Here is a 15,708-nt window from a genome sequence, read left to right on the forward strand (position 1 = left end):
ACGCGGAAGTTGCCGAAAATCTGTACTCGACTACTTTCCTTGTACCAGATTGGGTTTGGTACAGAAGTGCCCAGTTGTTTGCTGGGAAGGGGGCCCTCTACTACTACTTGTACCTTTGTACTTAAGAGAGATATATACACTACGAGGCAGAGGGTATGTATATATAGGGGCCTAGGTATCCATATATATCAATAGGTTTTCTCTCTATAGGGGTACTGTGCAAACCTGGTACACGAGTACAGACCCGTTTTGGGCCCAAAATCCTATATAAACACTGGGAACTTCTGTACCAAACCCAATCTGGTACAGAAAAAGCAACCCGGTACAGCCCAAATCCGTACCCCGATGCCGCGCACAGAGATTTTGTGCACCCAAACCCAGCTTCAGGTGACCCCGAAAATCGCCTTGTCTCCGGCTCCGTAATCGACCAATGGATTGAGGCTGCCGCAGGGGTTCTCACGACCTCCGGCCAGCCCCATTTTATGGACATCGATTTGGCCAGAATTGCCTTCCACGATCAGGGTGTTCCACCCATCCCCAATAACCGTTTCACCGCCTCACTGGCAAGGCTCTGCCAGAGCGAAATCCTCACCCCATTTGTCGCGCCGATCATCATCCGGACGCTGCTTCGCGGACCGCACAGAATCAGGCCCCGACCGTCATCACCGGCAGGACAAATCCTGAGCGCAATCGATGACGAAGGTGGGATCTCCGGCCCGCGTCTCATCCAGCTTGTGAGACGCCGCAACAGTCTCATTACCTTCACCTCGAATGAAGAAAACTGGTTCTGACCATCATGCCCAAACAGGTTTCACACCCGGCTCAGATCCAATTGCATAGAGCAGCCATGACTACACTTCCAGCACTCATCGGTTTCGGCGGCAAGCCCGGCAGCGGCAAAGACACCGCAGCGGACCGACTCGTCGACAACAGCGGGTTCACCAAGGTAAACATGTCCACTGCTATTGCCGAACTCACCGCCATCATCAACCCCATCGTCGGACGTGCTCCGGGTGTCCGAGGTTTCTTCGGGAAGCTCGAACGCTACAACGATGTCGTTGCCCGTCGGGGTTTTACCGACGCCAAGAACCATTCCGAGGTGCGTTCAACCCTCCAGAACGTCGGGACGGGTGTTCGCGACGTCGTTGACGCCAACGTCTGGGCTGACATCGCCGCCCGAGTCATCAAGGCTCATCGTGATGCTGGCCGTCCGGTCGTGCTCTCCGGCGTCCGTTACCCCAACGAGGCGGATGTCATCACGGAGGCTGGCGGCACACTGGTGTGGGTTGCTCGACCGGGGTTGGCTGAGGACACCAATAGCCAACATGCTGTCGAGAACTCCATCAGCCGCAGCGACTTCGATGTCGTCATCGACAATGACGGTACGGTGGCTGAGCTTCATGCTGAGGCCGAAGCGCTGCACATTGCAATCGCGGGGGTGCGCTGATGTCGCGTGGACTCTTCATCACCCTCGAAGGTGGTGACGGTGCGGGCAAAACCACTCAGGCTTCCCACATCGCTGGATATCTGTTGGAGCTCGGCGGTGAGGTACTTCGCACCCGCGAGCCCGGCGGCACCGACGTCGGCGCGGAGATTCGTGCGATCGTCCTGGGCTCGAAAGGGTTTTTGGAACCTCGGGCTGAAGCTTTGCTGTTCGCTGCCGACCGTGCGCAGCACATCTCGACTCTGGTGGAGCCGGCGCTGGCCACTGGCACCCATGTTGTTCAGGATCGCTACTTCGATTCTTCGGTGGCGTACCAGGGTGCTGGTCGTGCGCTTGACCCCGAATTGATTCGCGGTCTTAGCCTGTGGGCTGCCGGAGACCTCATCCCCGACCTGACCGTGCTCCTCGATTTGGAACCTGAACTCGCTGCGGCGCGCGCTGCGGCCGATGGCAAACCCGACCGCATCGAGGGTGAAGCCCATGAGTTTCGGGTTGAGCTCCGTCAGGAGTTTTTGAACATCGCTGCCCGTGAGCCTCAACGTTTTCTCATCGTTGACGCTTCGTTGCCGGAGTTTGACATCAAGCAAATTATTTTCAATCGTGTCCACCGGTTGGTGCACGCTCGATGACGGTTCGGGTGCTCATCACCGGCAGTCGCGAGTTTCTTGCGCGGGCTGTTGTTGCCGGAGCTATCAGCGCGGTTGCCCGCGAACATCCGGGTGAGGTTCTGATAATTGTCCATGGTGCTGCTCGCGGTGCGGACAGTATCGCGGGGGCTGTGGCCCGAGATTTTCCTGGCCGTCTGGTCGAAGAACAACATGTTGTCACCGACTGGGGTTCGAAGGCCAACGGGACTTTTGATCGCACAGCAGGCCATCGACGCAATCAGCGCATGGTCGATGCCGGTGCCGTGGTGTGCTTGGCGTTCCCTGCCCGCGACCATAAAAGCGTTGGTACGTGGAGTTGTGTTGCGAAGGCGAAAGCTGCGGGTATCGAAGTTCGGGCGTTCTGGGACCGGCCCGAAGACGAGACAGTCAGCGACTGACCCCAGCCGAGGTTGACCTGCTCGCATAGGGCTGGCATGGCCCAAGTCACCTCTCGCGATATCCGTGAGCTCATCGAACTCATCGACCGTCGCGCCGCTGGTGTTCAGGTTCACATCAGTCGCGATCCCGACGATGTCCCCTTTGTGCATCTGATCAATGTCCCGCCCACCCAGCGTGGTTTCGGTCTTGGGCAGCGGACACTGGACCTCATCCGCCAGACGGCTGATGCCTGCGAGTGGACGTTGCGTCTACACCCGACCGGTGAACTCGGCTCTGACTATGGCCGTCTTCCTGAGCTGGTTGATCACTGGGCTGCGGCTGCGGCTTGGGCTCTGAGGAGACACCTTTGTCGATAACATTATTGCTGTCGCTGTCCGTGTCGCGCTGAGGAGGCTTCACAGTGACGAAGTCGTTGTGGCCCGCCGTTTTGGCTGCTGGCATGGTCTGTGGCACGATTCTTGCGGCCGAACCCAACCTCACCGTCGGCGCTCAGGGGGCCCGTGAGGCCCTAGCAGCGTCTCGACGACCAATTTGCTGCTGTGATGGCTGCTGGGGCGCTGGTGCTCTGCCTGGTGGGCGTGGTGGGCACTTTGGTGCTGACCCGTCGCACCGCACGGCCGCAACGCGGCGCGGAGCAGGCTCCGTGACACCTCGGGTAGAACGCCGCGCATTGGGCGTCTTGATGAGCGAGCCGACGGCGCAAGAAGCCGAATTCCCCCCGGTATCAATCTTCTGTCTGCCGCCGTCTGCCCACTCAGGATGTTTACCCGGCTGGCCGCAGCTCTGTCGGTGGGGTGACCCGAAGAACCCGGGCCCTCACCGCCGGAGACCGTCTGATGTACGCTGCTCAACGCGCATCGGCTCGCAACAACTCGCGAGGGGGTCCAGCTCGCTAACCTGCACTATCTACCCGACCGGTAAGCCCGGCTTCTATAATGGGGCCGGACTTTTTGCTGTCCTGAGCCATTGCAGGTTTTGTATTGGCGTTTGATTGGCTTGCCCCACGTTTACCCTACGTTTACTCGGGGGCATGGACCGTACGTGCCGGGACATGAAGGGCACGCGGGAGACCGACACCCACCAGGACCCGCGTAGTTCCGGGGTTTTCTCTGTCCTTGAGCGTCCCGCTGAGACCCTCCCAAAAGTGATGATACCTAAGAGCAGGTTGGGAGTTCGAATCTCTCCAGGGGCACTTTGTGAAATTTCTGGTCAGCGGCGCTATCTTCCCGCAAACTCGCGAATTTTGAATCGTGTTTGCCCACAATTGAGCAGCATCGGCCTGATGTTATGTCTCAGGACATAGGTAACAGTTCTGCCCCAATAGACCGGTGACAGTTCTGGTGGTCTTGGTGGTGACACTTCTGATCGATGTTTGAGGGATGAGCCCTGTTGAGCCTGTTGATCCTCGTGTCCGTCTTGCAATCGCCCGGTGGCCTGATGATGCGCCGCGGGGGTCGGTGATGACGTTCTGTCTTGAGCATGAGATCGCGCGGAAGACGTTTTATGCGATCCGGAAACGAGCACGGTTGGAGGGCCAGGCTGCAGCTCTTGAGCCTCGCACCCGTCGGCCGATGGCGAGCCCGAACCGGATCTCGGATGAGGTGAAGGCGCAAGCGGTCGGCGTTCGTGCCGCTCTCGAGCAGTCGGGTTTGGATCATGGCCCGATCAGCGTTCACGAAAAGATGCGCTTTCTGCGGATGGAGCCAGTGCCGGCGGTCTCGTCGTTGGCACGGATCTTCCGCGACGCGGGGGTTGCCCGGTTGGAGCCGAGGAAGAAACCGCGAGCCTCCTACCGCCGGTTTGTTTATCCAGCGCCGAATGCATGCTGGCAGCTCGATGGCACTGAATATGTTCTGACCGGTGGGCGCAAATGTGTGATCTTCCAACTCATCGATGACCACTCCCGCCTCGCTATCGCCTCCCATGTTGCGTGGGGGGAAACCTCGGCAGGCGCGATCGCCGTCGTGACGAAAGGCATCACCGCGCACGATGTTCCGCAGCGTCTTCTCAGCGATAACGGGGCTGCACTGAACCCGTCCCGACGCGGTGTTCTGGGTCAGCTGGTGGCCTATGTCACCCCGCAGCGGGCATGGGAGGCGACACCGAAAGTCGAACCGCCCCCACCGACGCCGAGGCCCGCTGCGACCCTGTAGCCCCGCCGACAAATGGGGCTCTTTTCGTTGCCGGGCCTTGGTGGGGCCACATACTCAATTCGTTCTCGGGAGTGGGCTAAAGAGAATCACGGACGCATGGCGTGCAGTCCGCACAGCGGGGATGGTGCACTGCAGGGGGCGGAATCAGCCGTGCAGGGTTCGAAGCAGCTTGGCGCTGGAGGTCATTGCCCCGCCGAGCACCGCGGGGATTCCGCCACCGGGGTGCACCGATGCTCCGACACGCCAGAGCCACCGGCGTCGAGGATCGCGGTAGGCGGGCGCATGGAACGGGCCGCTCTGCCAGAGCGGACGGGTCGCGCCGTAGAGCGCCCCGCCCATAGCACCCCAGCCGGAGAAGTACTCAGGATCGAGAATCTCGTACTCACCGAGCATCTGGGTGATGGGCCGATCGAGTCCCATCACTTCGCTGATGCGCTCGACCTCCCGTCGTACGAAGGGGTCGTCGAGGCCGTAGCGGCGACCATCGGCGGGCGTGGTCAGTAGCAACGCAACGGTAGCCTTCTCGTTTGGGTAGATCTCGCCCGGACGGTAGTAGTTCACGAAGGCCATCGTCTGCTGGGGTACGAGCCCCGCCGCGAGGCTGCGGTGCAGGGCGGCCGGGTCGTCCGGCAGCACCACGGAGTGTGTCGCCGTGGCGTCCGGCAGAAGCCTCTCAAGCACGCCGTAGATGGCGACGCCCGAGCAGGTGAGATCTCGCGCCCGGGACGGCCCGCCGCCCAAGAGCCCGGTGAGCACCCCCGGGTCGAGGGCGCTCACCACCAGGTCAGCCCGGTACTCGGCCGCGACCGTGCGCACCCGCGATCGCTGAACCGACACGACACTCTCGCCGGTGTGAACCCGCGCACCGGCCTGGAGGGCGAGCCGGTGGAGGGCAAGCGGGAGCTCGTAGACCCCACCCTCGGGAACCCACACGCCATCCCTGGCCATCACCGCGGGCATGCTCGCGTAGAGCGAGAGGCTGCGGGTGGGCGGCACCCCCGCGTTCAGTGTGTGGATGGCGATCACCTCGCGTAATCCCTCCGGCATCCAGGTCAGGGCGTCAAGGAAACGCTTGGTCGTGAGTCGGGTGCCGTACCGGCGTGCGAGGACGCCCACCGCGGGAAGCGTCTTCGGGTCGATCGGATCGGCGGTGAGCAGCGAAGTGATCTGTGGTCCGAGGCCACCGTGCTCACGATCGAAGCGTTCCCACGCCGCCCGCCAAGGGTGCCCCTCCTCGACCGGCAGTGTGACAGCCTGGCCGCCGTAGAAGTAGCGCCCCACCTCGGGCAGGCGCCGCAGCTGCAGCTGGCCCGCCGGCGGGTCGCCCCCGGCATCGATCGCGCCGCTCGGCGCACCGCTTGCGCCAAGCGCGTTGTAGCGGCGCATGAGTTCATCCCACACCGCCGGGAACGTGACAAGGGAGGGGCCAGTATCGATTCGCTGGCCGCCGACCTCAATCCGCCGACTTTTGCCGCCGACCCAGTCGTTGCCTTCGAGCACCGTGACATCGTGCCCGGCCTTAGCCAGCAGTGCGGCAGCGGTGAGCCCGCCGATGCCGGCCCCGAGCACGACGATACGCCGCGGTGTTATTGCGGTCACGGATAGCCTCCGAGCATCAGCGCAGCCACGATCTGGACGCCGGCAACCGAACCGGCCGCATAGGGGAAGGCGATCGAATACCGGTAGAGACGGCGGGCACCGTTCGGGGTTGGATCCCGGCGCAGGCGCAGCAGCAGCCAGCCGGCGATCAGCGCGTTCACCACGGCAACCGGGATGTTGACGATCGCGAAGCAGACGGTTGAAACCGCCCACCAGACGGCGCTCCACACTGCGGCCCGGTGCGGCCCCAGGCGCACTGCCGTGGTGATGATGCCGGCGGCTTTGTCCTCGTCGATGTCCTGCACGGCGTCGAAGGTGTGCTTGGCCACGCTCCAAGCCATCAGCCCGACCGCGGCAGCCCAGACCGGAGGCTCCCCGAAGGAGAGGGGCACGAACACGAGCGGGAATGCGTAGGCTGCGTTGCTCAACGCGTCTAGGTAGGACCTTGCCTTGAAGCGCAGGGGCGGTGCCGAGTATTGCACGAAGATAACGATGTAGGCGAGGATCCAGGCAACTGCGTCCAGCGGCAGTGCGATGAGGAAGTAGACAACGAAGGGCACATTTGTCAGCACGACAGCGGCGAGGATGCGTCGGGACTCGGGGGCGGCGATCCGGGCACCTTCGAGGCCACCCTTCCGCGAATTCAACGCGTCGGTCTCCTGATCGAAGATGTCATTGACACCGTAGATCAGGAGGTTGAACGGCAGCGTGGCCCACAACAACAGGGGAACGACGTCCCACCGCCATAGATCGCCCGCGAGCCACATGGCGATCGCCGTCGTGCCGACCGTATTCACCCACAACACCGGTCGCGATATCAGAACCAGTCGAAGGAGCACCTTCCCATAATAGTGGTCGCGGATGACCGCCCTGTCAGTCCCACCGACGCCAGCTCGGTCGCCATCGACTCGTTCGGGAGCAACGAGCTTCCGGCCGCACCGACCGCGCCAGCACCGACCGCGCCAGTAAGAGGAGCGGTCGAAGGTGCAGTCCTAGCAACAGTGCCCGGTAGAAGTTCTGGGGCTCGCACCCCGGGCAAACCCCGGGTGGTTGTCCTGCCCGGCAGACAGGCGAGCGCATCCGTCAAGGGGCTCCGCATGGTTTTACTGCAACAACTCGCGAATGTCTGCGGCGGTGAATTTCGCGCCGATGGCCGCGCCATCCGTCGTCACGCTGTCAAAGAGCTTGGCTTTGACCGCGTTGAGAGCAGCACCTTTTCCTCGATGGTATCTTTGGCCACAAGCCGGTACACCATGACGTTCTTGAACCGCTCGATGACTTTGGCTCGGCTCCTGGTCTTGCCATCAAGGCAGGAGTACGAAATGCCGGCAGCATCCAGCCGGCTGCGCTGAATGCTCGGTGATGAATCTCGACACCGAGATTGTGAAAGCACTTCCCCGGCGTTGAGACTCTAAGGTGACGTCGTTAGTACGGCGATCTCGTGCGTACGATCGTGAACTCGAAGTCCTTTTCGGCGAATAGGGTCTTCGACCACGTGATGACCTTGCCGTCCGCGAGGTAGGACTGCTGTGTGAGGCACAGATATAGTGCATCGGGTTTTGCCAGGCCAGCCCAGTCGACAACTTCAGCGCTCGCGTGCACGTTCGCCACGGCCTGCTCCGGGAGCAGATCGAGCGAGGCAAATACCGAGAAGATGGAGCTGGGAAGGGTCGTCGGATCAAGATCAGGCGGAAGGATTGCGGCATTCAGGAGAGCCCACTCGAAGGCGACCGGTTCGTCACCTGCCACGAAGCAGCGCTCAAGCGCGATCACTTCGAATGGTGGGTTCGATTCGAATAGCATCGCCTCGTCCTCAGTGGCTGCTCGCCGCTCACGAAGGCGGTAGCGTACTTCTGAGGCGCCGCGAGATGATGCGATGGTCTCCGAGGTCGATCGCAGTTCCTGCAGCCCCGACACGATATGCGAGGGTCGCGCGGTTACGAATGTTCCAGAACCGTGCCGCACTCGAACGAGGCCGATCGACACCAGCGACTTGATCGCGGCCCGAATCGTCGGACGGCTGACCCGCGCGGATTCGGCAAGCGCCGACTCAGAGGGGAGTTGTTCGCCCGGTGACCACTCACCAGCAAGGATTCGATTGCGCAGGTCCTCGGCGACTACGAGGGGCAGCGGACGCACGTCGCGAGGGATAGTCATTCAGATACTATGCATCATTCGCGGCTCCGGTGCATTCCGCGACTCGATCCTGATGGCCCTGTGACCTGACCATTGACATGAACATATTTGTGACTGTACTCTCGACCCAAGAAAGTCGTCAGTTGTCAGACGACTGAAGAATAGAAGACAAGGAAGTCGCGATGACGAGTCTGCAGACGGAAACTGAGATGGGTATGCCTATCACCACTCTGGAAGACTCCGTGAGGTTTATTGACGGTGTCGTTCGGATCCTGGATCGCCGGATTTTTCCGGAGCGCATTGAATGGGTTGAGGCGCGCACCGCCGCAGCCGTCGCTGGCGCGATTCGCGACATGGTGACTCAGAGTTCCGGGCCCTACTACGCTGCGGCGCTAGGGATGCAGCTGGCGGCGACGCAGGCGGTCGGGCTCGATCTCGCACGAACTCGCGAAGCGCTAGCTGAAGCTGGAATCATGCTCGCGACTGCTCGCCCGACGAACAACCACCCGGCGGAAGCGGTCGCGCAAATTCTCGCGGACGCTGAGAACGCGACGAACGCTGACGATTATCGCACCATGATCGTGGATGCGTCGCGAGCAGCCGTGGATCGGTATCGCAATCGGAGTCGTGCACTCGCAACGCACGCTGCCGCGCTAGTCCCCGATGGCGCACGTATCCTCACCCACTGCTGGATGGACACCTACCTGGTAGAGCTCGTCCGTGCCGGTCGTCGACTCAACCGTCAGTGGGAGTGGGTGGCGACAGAGACGCGTCCGTTCCTTCAGGGAGCGCGTCTTACCGCCCACACGCTTGCCGAGATGGGTGAGTCGGTGACACTGATTAGTGATGGAATGGTGGCGGCGGCTTTGGCCCCCGGGTCCACACTCGGGCCGATCGACGCGGCAATTACCGCGGCTGACCGAGTCACCATGGACGGATGCGTGATCAATAAGGTCGGGACGTTGGGTGTTGCTCTCGCGGCGAATGCCTTCGGGGTCCCCTACCACGCGCTCGTCCAGTCTCCAGATTCCGGAGCTCCGACTGCGGCGGATGTGGTGATCGAGGAACGCGATCCCGAAGAGGTCCTGAACACACTCGGACACCGCACGGCGTCACCGCTCGTCACTCAGGCATGGTATCCAGCCTTTGATGTGACACCGTCACGTTTCGTATCGCGCATTGTTACGGATCGTGGAGCGTTCGAACCCGCGCAGCTTGCTGACTACTTTGGAGGCACGAAATGAGCAGTGGACTGCTGACCGATCGCGACGGAGTCGTTGCGTATCTGGAGTTCGCGCACTTGAGTGCGACCCTTGCTGACGAAGCGGATCACATCACGGTGCGTGAAGTGACCGCGGGCAACATGAATAGGGTGTTCATTGCCGAGGGGCCGCTGGGTAGTCTCGCTATCAAGCAGGCGCCGCCATTCATCAATGTGATCGGGGAAGGCGCCCCGATGGATCCGTCGCGCATCGGCGCCGAGGCTCGTGCGTATGCGCAGCTCGCCCGGCTGGCCCCCGATACTGTGCCAGCAATCGCTCACCTGGACCTCGACGAGTACGTGATGGTCATGGAGGATCTCTCCGAGCTGACGGTTCTTCGCGATGGGCTAGTCGACCAAGTAACTGCTCGACTGGCCGGCGAGGCCACGAGTGAGATCGATTGTGCTGCTATCGGTTCTGTCGTTGGCAGGTTCATCGGAGAGCTGACTTTCAGTACCAGTGAAACATCCTTGGGGCGCAGTGCTTTCGAGGAGTTGACTCGGGAGTCAAGCAATCCTGACCTCTGCGCCCTCACTCTCCAGTACGTGCTCGGCGAGCCGTACCGCGATGTCGCGAACAACCATTGGGTACCCGCACTTGAGGGCCGTGTTCGTCAGCTCTGGAACGATAGCGCGGTCGCAGCAGCTGTCGAGAGGGTTTCCAAAGTATTCACGGAATCCCCCCAGGGACTTCTCCACGGCGATCTCCACACTGGTTCGGTGATGGTACGCCTCCCGAACGTTGGCCATGACCTAGACGTCAAAGTCTTCGACCCTGAGTTCAGCTTTGTCGGCCCTATCGGTATGGACCTTGGGCTCTTTTGGGCGAACATGCGGATCGCGGCGATGGCAGCCGACGCCGCGGGCCAGACCGATCTCGCTGTTATGCGGGCCTCGGCCGTCGACACTAGCCGGGAAGCGTTCCGTGCGGCGTGGCAGGACACCGCTTCGCCCGAGTTCTTGGATCAGGTCGAACGCGAGGCCTGGGGTTTCGCGGGGGCGGAGATGATCCGGCGGGTGATCGGAGTGGCCCGAGCGGCCGACCTTGAGTTGCTTCCAGCCGATGAATGTGCGGCCGCATCCGTTGCGGTCTTTGACGAAGGCCGCTCGCTTCTTCTGGACCCGTCGACGGGCCCGGTCGCACATATCTGAAAAAACTTCGCGACGGGGTTCGAGCGCTTCGCCACGATGGGTCCCAGTGGGACCCGCACACACAGCTCATGTCAATGACGACTATTTGGAGGAAAAAATGGCTACATCTTCTCGAACCATGCGTGTTGCCGCTCTCGCGTTCGCGCTGAGCGCTGCGATCGCGCTTGGAGGTTGCGCGCAGAGTTCCGGCACAGCCGGTTCTTCTGGCGCAGTGCCCGAGCCGGGCGCTACCGCTACCGGTCCTCGGCCCGCTCCGTTCGATGGCGACCCGGTAAAGGTTGCTCTCGTTCGACAGAGCGGCGCTGGCGACTACTTCCAGGCGTGGGGCGCAGGCGCAGAGGCTCAGGCCGAGATCGCCAACATCGAACTCACTATTTCGGATGCACGCAACGACAATGCACAGATGGCTAGTGACATGCAGCGCGCGATCGACAGCGAGCCTGCGGCCATCATTGTGAGCCACGGACTCGCCGACACCATGCAGCCTCTCGTCTCGGAGGCTGTCGCCGCCGGAATCACTGTCGTCGTCTACGACCTCGCGTTGACCGACGCCGAGGGAGTCGTCGTCACGTCGCAGTCTGACGAAGAGTTGGCCTCCAACGTGCTTGACCTCATGGCGGAAGACATTGGGGCTGGCGCCAAGGTTGGTTACGTGTCTGCGACTGGGTTCGCTCCGCTCGACCGTCGAGCCGAGGTCTGGAAGTCCTTCGTCGAGGAGTACGACTGGGACGTCGTATTCTCAACTGGAAAGGTCAGCGACTCGACGGCCAATGACAACATCCCTCTCGTTGCCGCGGCGATCGCCCAGAATCCTGATGTGGAGGCCATCTTCGCGCCGTACGACGAGATCACTAAGGGCGCTGTGGCCGCTGTGCTTCAGGCAGGCAAGGAGGATCAGATCAAGGTCTACGGTATCGACATCTCGAATGCCGACATGCAGGTCATGCTGGGCGAAGGAAGCCCCTGGATCGCTACTGCTGCATCTGACCCGTCGGCTGTCGGTGCTGCCGTGGTCCGGACCGCCGCTATGACCCTCGCCGGTCTCAACTCGGAAATGTCGATTGAGTTCCCGTCGGTACTCATCACTCAGGAAGCCCTCAGGTCAGGTGGGATCACTAACGTGGATGATTTGCTGGCCGCCGAGCCCAAGTTGCTTATGCGGGATGTCATGACCGCCGCCTGGCTGCCGGCAATCTCTTGAGTAACGTGTTCGCTCCGGCGGGCGATGCCGAATCTGGAGGGCTAGTGGCGGGCGCACCTGTTGTCACGGTGACTGGCCTATCGGTCGCCTACGGATCGAACACGGTGCTTCGTGACGTCAACCTCGAGTTCCAAGCAGGGCGGATCACCGCCCTGCTTGGGGCCAACGGGGCGGGAAAGTCGACGCTCATCAAGGCGCTCAGCGGCTCGAACCCTCAGTATCGGGGCTCGATCCTCATCGATGGGCAGATTGTGAGCCTCGGCTCACCCGCAAAGGCAAAAGCCCTTGGTATCTCCACCGTCCACCAGAAAGTGGCGGACGGCGTCGTACCTGGGCTCAGCATCGCCGAAAATGTGCTGCTCGATGACCTCGCTCACGCCTCGAAAAGTCCGATCCTTAATTCCCGTCGCATGCTGTTGGAGGCTCGGAAAGCGTTTCACAAGCTTGGTGTTGATTGGTCTGATCGTTTCCTTCAACTTGATGCGGGGCGGTTGAATATCTCGGATGCGCAGATGCTCGTTCTCGCTCGCGCATTGCGGGGCCGTCCACGGATGCTGATCCTCGACGAGCCGACGTCAGCCCTTACAGCGTCGGAGTCTGAGCGGTTGTTCGCTGTGCTCCGCGATCTGAAGGGCACCGGTCTGGCGATTGTCTATGTGTCTCATCGATTCGGTGAGATCGATGCTCTCGCCGATCGCGTTACTGTCCTTCGTGACGGTGTTGTGCAGAGCACGATGTCACGACCGTTCGAGTGGCCGACCATTTTGTTTGACATGCTGGGTCGTCGAGCCGACCTCAAGCGAGAGCGCACCGATGTGTCGAGGGGGAAGGCTGACCTTCTCTCAATCTCGGGGTTGCAGCTCTTTGACGAGGGGACACCACTCGACCTCGTTGTGCGTTCAGGGGAGATCCTCGGCGTGCTCGGTTTGATTGGTGCTGGCAAGACAGAGCTCGCGGAGACACTTACCGGTCTCCGTGCGCCGTTGGCAGGCCGCATCGAGCTCGAGGGAGCGAATTATGCACCGCGGCGCCCCTCGGATGCGATTAGGGCGGGAGTTGTCTTGGTTCCCGAGGATCGCCAGCAGCAGGGTATCCTGCCGGGTTGGTCGATCGCGCAAAACGTATCGTTGCCGTTCCTCAAGCGGCTCTCTCGTGGCGGAATTCTCCATAGACGCTCTGAACTGGAAAGTGCCCGCGGGGTCATTGATGACCTTGGAGTCGTGACGACGGGAGCAGACGCATCCATTGACGATCTCTCCGGCGGCAACCAACAGAAAGTCGTTGTGGGCCGGTGGTTGTCTGGCCAACCCAAACTCGTCGTTCTCGATGAGCCATTCCGTGGGGTCGATATCGGCGCTCGGCGCGACATCGGCGACAAGCTGCGGTCAATGACCGGATCCGGGCGAGGCGTGATCGTGTTCGCGGGTGACGTCGACGAGATACTCGATGTTGCTGATCGCGTGGTGGTGCTGGTGCAAGGATCGGTCGAACTCGACGCATACATAGATGAGACGGACGAAGACGCCGTCATCAACGCCTTCTTGGGCGATATCGGAACGCAGGAGACAATCACATGACCACCACAAGCACAGGAACCGAGCCGGCCAACGCCAGCCGTGACAGGGGTGGCGTTGGTCCCGGACTTTCGCCCCGACCGTTGCGAGAACGGCTGTCGGCTATCGTCGTACGATGGGGATTCATTGCGGTGACCATCGCTCTGGTCGGCTTCTTCACGCTGATCAACCCCAACTTTCTCGCCCCGGATTCGATCTTCGGAGTTCTGCGACTTGTCGCTCCGATCGGGCTCGCGGGGCTGGGCGTTATGCTCACTCTCACCGTCACTGGGATTGACCTGTCGGTCGGGTCGGCTGCTGGGTTTGCCGTGTCTGTCGCGGCTTGGACGATGGTCGTCGGCAACCAAGTTGGAGGCGTAGCAATTCTGGTTGTCATGCTTGGCGGCCTCGCGATCGGCCTGCTGAACGCGCTGCTCATCTTGGTTGCCAAGATCCCCGACCTGCTGGCAACCCTCGCCACGATGTTCGTCGTCGTCGGACTCAAGCTGCTGATCGTGGACGGAAAGTCAATTTCGTCGAACATGTCACTGGCGGATGGTTCGACAGCCGCGGGGCGTTTCACCGACGACTTCCTTGCTCTTGACCGAGGAACTGTTGGCCCAGTGCCGGTGCCGGTCATTATCTTCGCCGTCATCACGGTCGTGCTCTGGTTCATTCTGGAGAAGACCAAGTGGGGGCGGGTTCTCTATGCGATCGGAGCAAACTCGGAAGCCACTCGACTCGCAGGTATCCGGGTGAAACTGTATCGGACTGCCGCGTACGTTGGATGCAGCCTTCTCGCCTCACTTGCCGGACTGCTGCTTGCCGCCCGCATTGGTCAGGGCGACGTCTCGGCGGGCGGCTCCCTGCTGCTCGATGCAATCGCTGTCGCGCTTGTCAGCGTTTCGGTTCTTGGTCTTGGTCGACCGAACGCGTGGGGCACGGCTCTGGGGGCTGTGCTCATCGGCGTGATGACCACGGGGTTCACGATGATCGGGCTTCCGTACTACGCCCAGGATCTCGGCAAAGGGGTTGTGCTTGTAGTGGCGCTTCTCTTCAGCTTCACCTTCTCAAAGAAACGCATAAATGTGGTCGCCGGGTCAACGTCAAGCGTCGGCTGATGATCGGGGGCGGGCCTGACGTCGGTTTACTGAACTCGAATCACCCGTGAGTAACGTTCGCCCAATGCTTGAGAGGAACGAGACCCCCGGGGATTCAGGTCGTCAGAGCGTTCGCTGTTTCGTAGTCAGTGACGAGGGCCGTGATGATGCCTCCGGTCAGGGCGGCTTTGATTACCTGCACTTTGTCGCGGCCGAAGGCCACACCGATGCGCACAGGCAGGGCGAGTATCTCAGCGTAGGTGAGCCCAATCATCCGGTCGTCCACCGGGCCAGTGACGAAGCGTCCGCCGAGATCGAAAAATGACCCCGAGATGTCTCCAACCGCACCGCGAGCTATGAGTTGCGAGACCTTCTCGTCAGACATGGTGGTGTCCACCACTGTTCCACTACCGTGCGTGACGCCACCGAGGCCGAATAGCCCGATGTCCGCATGTCGCGCTAGCTCGAGAGCTGAAGCGACATCGGGTTCCGACCGAATCATAGCTGCTGAGAGCTTCGAGGAGGCAAGATAAGGTGCCGGGAGATGATATGCACGCGCTCCGGCGGCATCCGCCAACTGCCGGGCGACTTCATGGGGACTCACTGAGCGACGGGCTCCTGGGCGGCTTCCGATTGCGGGAACAATAGTCACATCAAGTTGGTCGGGGCCAAAGTGGGGTGCGATCGATGCGAGGGTTGTTGAAAGCCCTACGGCAACCGTTGCCCCCGGCCTCAGGGCCGACTGCAGGCAGGCAGCCCCTAAAGTGCCAACGGACGCGAGGGTCTCGTTGGGTTCAGGAAAACTAGGTGCGATCCATGTGCTCGCGATTCCGTACCGCGACGCGAGTGCTACTTGGAGGTCGGGGAAGATTGGCTCGTCACTGTGGATTCGAATCTCGACGATGCCTTCGCGCCGCGCCTTGGCAAGCGCGCGCGTTACTTGCACACGGGACAACCCGAGAAGATCGGCGATCTCTTGGTGGTTCATGCCATGGAGATAGTGCAGGGCAGCAACGCGTCCAAGCATCGCTCACCTCTTCCTAGTATTTGTTGCCCAGCGCGT

15 protein-coding genes and 1 pseudogene are annotated in these 15,708 nt (G+C 61.4%); 12 read left to right on the plus strand and 4 right to left on the minus strand.

Annotation, left to right across the window (positions count from 1 at the left end; genetic code table 11):
* Positions 1 to 365: 365 nt before the first annotated feature.
* The 6 genes and pseudogenes from FB472_RS11165 to FB472_RS11190 all read left to right on the plus strand — a co-directional run.
* Positions 366 to 791: a hypothetical protein gene (locus FB472_RS11165; protein ID WP_141990953.1), complete on the plus strand. Its 426-nt coding sequence runs from the start codon at positions 366 to 368 to the stop codon at positions 789 to 791.
* 56 nt (positions 792 to 847) lie between these two features.
* Positions 848 to 1,447, plus strand: a complete 600-nt coding sequence (locus FB472_RS11170) for a deoxynucleotide monophosphate kinase family protein (protein WP_141990954.1) — start codon at positions 848 to 850, stop codon at positions 1,445 to 1,447.
* Positions 1,447 to 2,073 (plus strand): dTMP kinase, encoded by a 627-nt coding sequence (gene tmk, locus FB472_RS11175; protein WP_141990955.1) that lies wholly within the window; start codon positions 1,447 to 1,449, stop codon positions 2,071 to 2,073. The genes FB472_RS11170 and tmk overlap by 1 nt, the downstream gene beginning before the upstream one ends.
* Positions 2,070 to 2,489 carry an SLOG family protein gene (locus FB472_RS11180; protein ID WP_141990956.1) on the plus strand — a complete coding sequence of 140 codons (420 nt, stop codon included), beginning with the start codon at positions 2,070 to 2,072 and terminating at the stop codon, positions 2,487 to 2,489. The genes tmk and FB472_RS11180 overlap by 4 nt, the downstream gene beginning before the upstream one ends.
* Before the next feature lie 36 nt (positions 2,490 to 2,525).
* Entirely contained in the window at positions 2,526 to 2,846 is a 321-nt protein-coding gene (locus FB472_RS11185) for a hypothetical protein (RefSeq protein WP_141990957.1), read from the plus strand.
* Between the two features lie 1,023 nt (positions 2,847 to 3,869).
* Positions 3,870 to 4,562, plus strand: a pseudogene (locus FB472_RS11190) (DDE-type integrase/transposase/recombinase); the annotation flags it as partial.
* 225 nt (positions 4,563 to 4,787) lie between these two features.
* Here the strand turns inward: FB472_RS11190 and FB472_RS11195 are convergent.
* On the minus strand, positions 4,788 to 6,242 hold the full coding sequence (locus FB472_RS11195) for a phytoene desaturase family protein (RefSeq protein ID WP_246078191.1): 1,455 nt from the start codon (positions 6,240 to 6,242) through the stop codon (positions 4,788 to 4,790).
* Entirely contained in the window at positions 6,239 to 7,081 is an 843-nt protein-coding gene (locus FB472_RS11200) for a UbiA family prenyltransferase (RefSeq protein ID WP_141990958.1), read from the minus strand. Before FB472_RS11200 ends, FB472_RS11195 begins: the two co-directional genes overlap by 4 nt.
* A 258-nt stretch (positions 7,082 to 7,339) precedes the next feature.
* On the opposite strand from FB472_RS11200, the gene FB472_RS14070 reads away from it, so the two are divergent.
* On the plus strand, positions 7,340 to 7,594 hold the full coding sequence (locus tag FB472_RS14070; protein WP_170192087.1) for a hypothetical protein: 255 nt from the start codon (positions 7,340 to 7,342) through the stop codon (positions 7,592 to 7,594).
* Positions 7,595 to 7,667: 73 nt separating this feature from the next.
* Here FB472_RS14070 and FB472_RS11210 read toward each other — a convergent pair whose 3' ends face one another.
* Complete coding sequence (locus FB472_RS11210; RefSeq protein WP_141990959.1) at positions 7,668 to 8,399, minus strand: GntR family transcriptional regulator; 732 nt, start codon at positions 8,397 to 8,399, stop codon at positions 7,668 to 7,670.
* Positions 8,400 to 8,560: 161 nt separating this feature from the next.
* Between FB472_RS11210 and FB472_RS11215 the strand changes: the two genes are divergently transcribed.
* The 5 genes from FB472_RS11215 (at position 8,561) to FB472_RS11235 (ending at position 14,666) form a co-directional block, all read left to right on the plus strand.
* Positions 8,561 to 9,622, plus strand: a complete 1,062-nt coding sequence (locus FB472_RS11215; RefSeq protein ID WP_215730438.1) for a translation initiation factor eIF-2B alpha/beta/delta subunit family protein — start codon at positions 8,561 to 8,563, stop codon at positions 9,620 to 9,622.
* Positions 9,619 to 10,791 carry a phosphotransferase gene (locus FB472_RS11220; RefSeq protein WP_141990960.1) on the plus strand — a complete coding sequence of 391 codons (1,173 nt, stop codon included), beginning with the start codon at positions 9,619 to 9,621 and terminating at the stop codon, positions 10,789 to 10,791. The genes FB472_RS11215 and FB472_RS11220 overlap by 4 nt, the downstream gene beginning before the upstream one ends.
* Before the next feature lie 97 nt (positions 10,792 to 10,888).
* Entirely contained in the window at positions 10,889 to 11,992 is a 1,104-nt protein-coding gene (locus tag FB472_RS11225) for a substrate-binding domain-containing protein (protein WP_215730439.1), read from the plus strand.
* Between the two features lie 44 nt (positions 11,993 to 12,036).
* Positions 12,037 to 13,569 (plus strand): sugar ABC transporter ATP-binding protein, encoded by a 1,533-nt coding sequence (locus FB472_RS11230; protein ID WP_141990961.1) that lies wholly within the window; start codon positions 12,037 to 12,039, stop codon positions 13,567 to 13,569.
* On the plus strand, positions 13,566 to 14,666 hold the full coding sequence (locus FB472_RS11235; RefSeq protein WP_141990962.1) for an ABC transporter permease: 1,101 nt from the start codon (positions 13,566 to 13,568) through the stop codon (positions 14,664 to 14,666). The genes FB472_RS11230 and FB472_RS11235 overlap by 4 nt, the downstream gene beginning before the upstream one ends.
* Before the next feature lie 94 nt (positions 14,667 to 14,760).
* Here the strand turns inward: FB472_RS11235 and FB472_RS11240 are convergent, their stop codons facing one another.
* Entirely contained in the window at positions 14,761 to 15,672 is a 912-nt protein-coding gene (locus FB472_RS11240) for a sugar-binding transcriptional regulator (RefSeq protein WP_141990963.1), read from the minus strand.
* Positions 15,673 to 15,708: the final 36 nt, after the last annotated feature.

The sequence above is a fragment of the Rhodoglobus vestalii genome, from assembly GCF_006788895.1.
Lineage (GTDB): Bacteria > Actinomycetota > Actinomycetes > Actinomycetales > Microbacteriaceae > Rhodoglobus > Rhodoglobus vestalii.